The 6,590-nt window shown below is 39.9% G+C and carries 7 protein-coding genes and 1 pseudogene; 2 read left to right on the forward strand and 6 right to left on the reverse strand.

Annotation, left to right across the window (positions count from 1 at the left end):
* Positions 1–105: 105 nt before the first annotated feature.
* A pseudogene (locus tag MoGM_RS06210) lies at positions 106–294 on the forward strand (hypothetical protein); the annotation flags it as partial.
* A gap of 155 nt (positions 295–449) precedes the next feature.
* A complete protein-coding gene (gene mobV / locus MoGM_RS06215; protein ID WP_104369246.1) occupies positions 450–1,895 on the forward strand; it encodes a MobV family relaxase in 1,446 nt (481 codons plus the stop codon).
* Positions 1,896–1,976: 81 nt separating this feature from the next.
* Here the strand turns inward: mobV and hxsA2 are convergent, their stop codons facing one another.
* The 6 genes from hxsA2 to hxsD are packed head-to-tail and all read right to left on the reverse strand — an operon-like array spanning position 1,977 to position 6,308.
* The gene (gene hxsA2, locus MoGM_RS13310; protein WP_094881249.1) at positions 1,977–2,246 is read right to left on the reverse strand and encodes a His-Xaa-Ser repeat protein HxsA2; all 270 of its coding nucleotides are present in this window, start codon (positions 2,244–2,246) and stop codon (positions 1,977–1,979) included.
* Between the two features lie 40 nt (positions 2,247–2,286).
* Positions 2,287–3,423, reverse strand: a complete 1,137-nt coding sequence (gene hxsC, locus MoGM_RS06225) for a His-Xaa-Ser system radical SAM maturase HxsC (protein ID WP_104369247.1) — start codon at positions 3,421–3,423, stop codon at positions 2,287–2,289.
* Positions 3,420–4,223: a tetratricopeptide repeat protein gene (locus MoGM_RS06230; RefSeq protein WP_104369248.1), complete on the reverse strand. Its 804-nt coding sequence runs from the start codon at positions 4,221–4,223 to the stop codon at positions 3,420–3,422. The genes hxsC and MoGM_RS06230 overlap by 4 nt, the downstream gene beginning before the upstream one ends.
* 11 nt (positions 4,224–4,234) lie before the next feature.
* A complete protein-coding gene (hxsB, locus tag MoGM_RS06235; RefSeq protein WP_104369249.1) occupies positions 4,235–5,662 on the reverse strand; it encodes a His-Xaa-Ser system radical SAM maturase HxsB in 1,428 nt (475 codons plus the stop codon).
* Positions 5,663–5,667: 5 nt separating this feature from the next.
* Positions 5,668–5,982 carry a hypothetical protein gene (locus MoGM_RS12780; RefSeq protein WP_146078670.1) on the reverse strand — a complete coding sequence of 105 codons (315 nt, stop codon included), beginning with the start codon at positions 5,980–5,982 and terminating at the stop codon, positions 5,668–5,670.
* Positions 5,979–6,308, reverse strand: a complete 330-nt coding sequence (gene hxsD, locus MoGM_RS06240) for a His-Xaa-Ser system protein HxsD (protein ID WP_104369250.1) — start codon at positions 6,306–6,308, stop codon at positions 5,979–5,981. Before hxsD ends, MoGM_RS12780 begins: the two co-directional genes overlap by 4 nt.
* Between the last annotated feature and the right edge of the window lie 282 nt (positions 6,309–6,590).

Consider the following 6,590-nt stretch of genomic DNA (forward strand, 5'->3'; position numbering starts at 1 on the left):
AATAAAATTGACCCCCGCCGCCAGGACTTTTAAGGGGTCAATCTTATTATGCCCGAGGGGGCAAATCCCGCGTGCCCGAAGGGGTCAAACTCACGCGCCTTTTCCAGGGTTGTCATCAGCAACATTCTTGAAGACAATGCTACGGAAGAACAGAAAGCCAATGGTCTTGACATTGCCGACTTCCTATTGATGACGGAAACACCGCATATGGCACTACAAAGGCTGATAAAACAACATCCGCCACTCCAGCGTCTGATAGACAGCCTTGGGTTGGTGTTGGTAGAAGAGCCATAACACTACTGGCAGCAGTTATAACGAGTTCGCTTGCGAACATATCCCTTGGGTGGAGCTTAATACACCGAGCAAGCTCAGTAATTAGGGCAAACAGCCATTATATTTGTACAGCAAGCTGAATTTCATATGTACAATCAATTAAAACAAGCAATTTTATGAGCGATAATAAGAAACAGATGATGGACATTCAAAAGGTCAAATCTTTCAGCGTTGCTGTCAGCGATGAGCATCAGCGTAATTGGGGCGATGACCTTTTTTCAAGGAAGGAGAACGATCCGAAGTACAACTATGACCGTAGTCGCACCCGACTTAACTTTCAGGTGTCGAAAGGTGGTGAACTTGGACCAATAGACAAGAGCAAGTCCATAACAGACAAAATTGAACAAGCCATCAAGAACAGAGTGACAGGCAGAGTAAATGCCACATCAAACCATGCCGTGAGCATTGTCTTTGGTGGTAACCGCGAGCAGATGCGCAAACTCGCATTTGGCGACCAGACAATCAGTGAGAACGGCAACAACTGGGATGTTGACAGTTGCAGTGGCATAGACAGATGGGCAATGGACATATATGACTTTTGTTGTCGGGAGTTTGGTGAAGAAAATGTCGTTTCGTTCATTGTTCATTTAGACGAACTCAATCCTCATGCACATGCGGTCATTGTCCCCATTACAAAGGACGGCAGACTGAGCGCAAAAGATCTTTTTGGTGGAAACGACATGAATCGAGCAAGAACAAGGATGCGTGAACTTCATAGCCGACTTGCAGAAGTTAATGAAAAGTATGGACTGGAGCGTGGTGATGACATCACCATAACTGGAGCCAAGCACAAGTCAACAGAAACTTATCGCAGGGAGTTGGCTGATGAATGCCGCGCTTTGTCAAATGAAGTAGGCATGAAGAAGACGCTTCTTTCTGGTCTTAATCGTAGCATTACAAAAGCAGAGACAAAAATCAAGGCTCTGCAGACTATGGTGAGCAATCTGGAGAAAGCAGAAGCTTATAAGCAAGCGACCATAGCCGAACTTGAAGATTACATGAAGAATCATCTTGGTGATGCAGTTGAGATAAAGGCAAAGATTACCGCCACCAGAAAGGAACTCTGGGATGTTCGTGACAAATTGAACGACAAGAAGATGAAACTTGAACAGGCTAAGTTGCAACTTGATGAGCTACAGAAGAACACCTCCCACATCGAAGCAAGAAACAGGGAGATTAAAGCCGATTTTGAAAAAACAGCTGTTTCATACCAGCAACAGATGATCAATAAAATTTGGGCGCAGGCTGGTATGAAGGCGTTGGCAGAGATAGCAGACATCTATCCACGTATGACGAGCATTCACGACAGCAGCCTATTTGACGATAGCTTTGCAATGGATTTTATCAACTATGGTGACAAAATTATCTATTGTGCAATGTACCTGTATGTTGGCTACATCAATGAGGCAACCAACTTCGCAGAAAGTCAAGGTGGCGGCGATAGCGATACCAAGGATTGGGGACGTGAGAAGGACGAAGATGAGATAGAATGGATAAGACGATGCTTGCGACAGGCGACAAAGATGATGAAACCTATGAAGAGGAAAGGCTTGTGTAGATAAGATATTAAGGGAGGAGTGCATTTCGAACACACCCCTCCCAAATTATTTTACAACTCGCAATGAACTTGCGAATCACTATCCTTAGTAACGACTTGAATAGTGAGACGAGTGTGAACTATGCGAGCTGTGAGAGCTGTGTGAAGAATGAGAACTGTGCGAATAGTGACCCGCAAGAGAACTCTTTACCATGTCAATGGCTTTCTGTAAAACCAAAGGCTGGTTCTTCTGCTTCTCAATTTGTGTTGTTTCGTCATTATTGCCCAATACGTTCATGATGTTATCAGAAACGTTGGCGCAATAACTCGTTGTTGCGATAAATGCCGAAACAAGCAAAAACATTAGTCTCTTCATTGATACCTCCGTTTTTAAGTTTGACAATATAGTTAACAATTCACTCTGTACATGAATTTGTACATTCAATTTTATGGATATGTGTACTTATGTTATTGTTGTTTGTCGAGAAGAAACCTCCACATTCTCCTTTAAGTACACATCCGTCACAAACAGGAAGATAAACATCTTTCCATTCACTGATTGATTGCTTTGCAAATGGACGCAACTCGGGTGGAAGTACACACAATTGGGCATTATAGATATACGTTGTAATACCTCTGTCGTTTAGTAGAAGCACAGCTTCTCTAAGCTCGTTGTTATAGTCATATGGGTCTATCCATAAATCTTTCAAGTTTGTTTCTGCCAAGCCAGTAGTCTCCATCTGCATAAAGGCGACCTGTGTGACAAATGGAAAGTTATGGTAGATATAATCAGCCAACTGTGGCAATCTCTTATAGGTCTGTTTGTGGATAACCACCCTCAAACCAATCTGTTGCCCAAATTGTGCCAAATTATATAAACCTTGTACTATCTTGTAAAAGGTTTTGGCTCCGACAATATGATTATGAATAGAGGCAATGTCTGAAAATATCGGAATGTCGATTTGTAAATCATGGTGGTTGCATGCTGCCAATTTTGCTGCATAGTCAATATCAGCGAATTTTACTCCGTTTGACAGAATGCTTATGGCTGCTTTCGGGCATGATTTCTTTATTTGGCGTATTATATCAAATAATCTGTCACCAATCATAGTTGGCTCGCCCCCAGTAATGCCCACTTCTTGCGTGTTCTTATCGAATAGTTTTATCAAGTCCAGATTAAAATCGGTTCTATCTTTTTCCTGCAACACTGGAGGTTGAGGACACATGATGCAACGATGATTACAACGAGCTGTTGCAAAAATGGCATTGGATGTAGAGTTGAATTCATAAAGAAAGCATATCTCTCCATCTGTTGTGATATTTATGACATCACCGTCATTGAAGTCCGAAATGTTGCCAACTTTGATATATGGTGTAGATGCACTTCCCGATAAATCATGTGTCGAAACAATGGCCTTATAACCTTTAGCCAATTTCTTTTCATTGGTTACAAGGATATATGCTGAACGATTGAATATATTCTTATCATTTAGTGTTACTCGCCCAAGAAGCTCTTGTGAATTAGAACAAGTTAATGCCTTTATTTGTTTCATTTTCTCAACTTTTTAAGTGCATCAATAGAGGCTTTGCACCCCATATTTGCTGCCATTTGATAATAATAGATAGCTTTATCAATATCTTTTTTACAGCCTAAACCTCTTTCGTATAGATACCCAAGACCATCTAATGCATTAATGTCACCTTTATTAGCTGCCATTTCTGTAAAGCTGAATGCTTCTTGATAGTTTGTATCACCACCAAGTCCAAGCAAACAACACTTCCCATACATATACATACCTTTTGGATGACCATTCAAAGCTGCTTCGTGAAAATATTTTCGCGCAGAGGCAACATCTTTAGATGTTCCTATGCCAAAATAATAGTCACTACCTAAATTGTACATTGCATAAACACATCCACTATCTGCTGATTTCTTATATAAAAAGAAAGCCTTGGAAGCATCTTTAGGAACAACTTCTCCATTATCATAATATAAAGCTAAATCATATTGAGCTAAAGGATATTCCAAATTGGCAGATTGTTCGACATAATAAAATGCAGAATCTGCATTTCGTTCTACTCCTTTTCCTTCTCTATAAGCCACTCCTATATTATATTTTGCTTTAGGATGATTGTGTGACGCCGCTTTTCTAAGCCAATATATTCCTTTGGCATAGTTAGTGGAAGTTCCATTCCCCGTCATGAAACATAGACCAACAAAATATTGTCCTTCTGCGTTTCCTGCTACAGCATCATTCATAGCAAGGGCAAATCCAGAATCAGATTTGCTCTGTGAAGAACAAGGAATTATTTTTATGAGTAGAATACCGATGATGAATAATATATTTTTCATATGCGTTGTTTTTACTTGATCCAAGACCAAAAAATTCTGTTTATCTCAGGGTCGTGTTTTTGGAGAAGTTCAAAAAGATAATGCATGATAGCCTTGTTCTTCTTGCACATCTCATTGGTAGGACGATGCCCAACCATATCTCCCTGTTCTGACATATTTCTTACGGGGTCAGCACCACAGTAAGGTTGAAACACACATTCTGCGCACTCTGGCAAACATTCATTACAAGCATTGTTGATAATCTCATGCAGTTTTTCTCCATTGAACATGCTTTGATATGAATCTTCATTTACATTGCCAAGTCTGAAATAATAGTTCTTGAAACGAGCCATCATTCTTCCTTCGTCAGCAACGTACACACTACCATCATAATCATATATTGCTCCAGCTATGCCAACACCGGCAGGAGATTGCAAGTCAACGAAGCCTGTCGCGAAAGGAGTCAGAATCCTGCGAAGGAGCAATGCTGCATACCCTTCAACAAAGAATGTTCCTTTTTTGTTGAGTTCTATGATATAGTCTAACCCCTCTTTGTAGTTTTTTACAAAATCTTCTATCGGGTAGGCTATCTTGTCCTTATGCTGTTTTGCAAAACCGTAAGGGTTCAATGCTCTTAGGAAGATGTTATGGAAACCTAATCTAATGTATTCGTCTATGATGTCCTTGAATCTTCCGAGGCTATACTTTGAAGTAGTCATTAAAGCGGATGCACATTCATCATTCCCCCAAATTCCACGTATCATCTGTAGATTTTTCTCAAAGATGGCATGGTGGTCAAGATTCTTATTTTGGAGAGGTCTGTTAGTGTCATGCAAATCCTTAGGACCATCCAAAGATGTAGAAATCATACAATTATGCTTCTTTAGGTACTTAACCATCTTCTCATTGAGCAAAGTAAGATTTGTGCAGATGACAAATTCCAACTCACGCTTTTTGAATAAGTTCTGCCATTCAGCTTCTTCTATGATATACTTCACCATTCCAAAATCGGTAGAGGGATCACCACCTTGAAATTCTATCTTGATACATGGAGAAGGGGACATGAAGATCGTTTTGACAATATTCTTTGCCGTCTTCTTGGTCATATCAGCAGAATGGTCAGTACTTTCATATCTTTTCACCTGGCAATAAATGCAACTTGAATTGCAGCGCAAAGTTGGCACAACCATGTGCAAAGAAGTGAAATCTTCCAAGATACTCTTCTTTGTGCGGAATTTTATTGCAAGCATTCTTACAACATCTTCAATCTTGTCTGTTGTAGCTATTTGCTTTGACTCTATATCATAGAACAAGTCACTTGTCGGGTCAAGTTCTCCATTGACGAATTTGTGAAAGTCGTCATTCTTTAGGAATATGTATTCTCCAACATCATTCGATAGAAGATATTCTTCTTCGTTAAATCGAGCGAAGCGGAATGGGAGTATTGTATATGAATTCATTATTTCTAAAAATTACTTGAGTAATGTGAAGTGTGTGCCATATGTGAAGCGTGTGTACACGCATAGTGGGAGCCATTTATTGAGGAATGCCATGAGCCACCACCTCTCTGCGATTCCCATAACCTTTGGAGTAATTCGGCTTCATTACGAGGTAAAACCGTATCTTTATGGCCAGTTGCGGTTAACTTCACCATATCTGTAAGACAAGTGTCTTTTGCCGTTTGCTTCAAGATAAGTCTTGAATTAGCTTTATTATCTTTCTTGTTGTTACAAGAGAAAATAACAAATAAGCCTATAATGTAAAATAAAAATCTTCTCATTTTTTTGTAATAGGCTTAAATGCTTCTTCTACTATCAAATCACGAACATGCCCATACTTCTCTGTTGTAATCTCACGAAGTTGCTGGTCAATCAAGTCATTGCAGAATTGCTTAACGATATTCTCGTCAAGTCCACCATCTTTTGATTCAAAGATAACACAGACCTGTTTATCATCATTAGGCATTGTGTTCTGATAAACAAAGAACTTGTCTGTGTATTTGTAAATCGTAGCTGTTATAGCCTTTTCGCTATATAAATTCAAGTCTATTATAACTTGAAATCCTTCCTTATCCGTCTTTGTGATTGGAACTTTTATACTACTCATACCAACTATTCTTCTTTTTTGCCAACGGCTACCATATTGGCATGATTAACAAATGGTTGATATATATACATGAAAACGTGGAGCCAGTCCTGTCACTCGTTCCACAGTGTAAAGGCTCTGGCATCGCCCAAGTTATCGAAACGAGCAACGCCGAAAGCCCCACGCATGTGTACGTATATAGAAAGCACTCTTAACAACGAACGACAAAATCGGGGTCAGTCCGAAAATCGGGGTCAGCGGATTTTTCCGGTGGGCGGGAGAGAGTATCAAGAGTATAATGTG

Source organism: Prevotella sp. MGM1, assembly GCF_002933775.1.
Lineage (GTDB): Bacteria > Bacteroidota > Bacteroidia > Bacteroidales > Bacteroidaceae > Prevotella.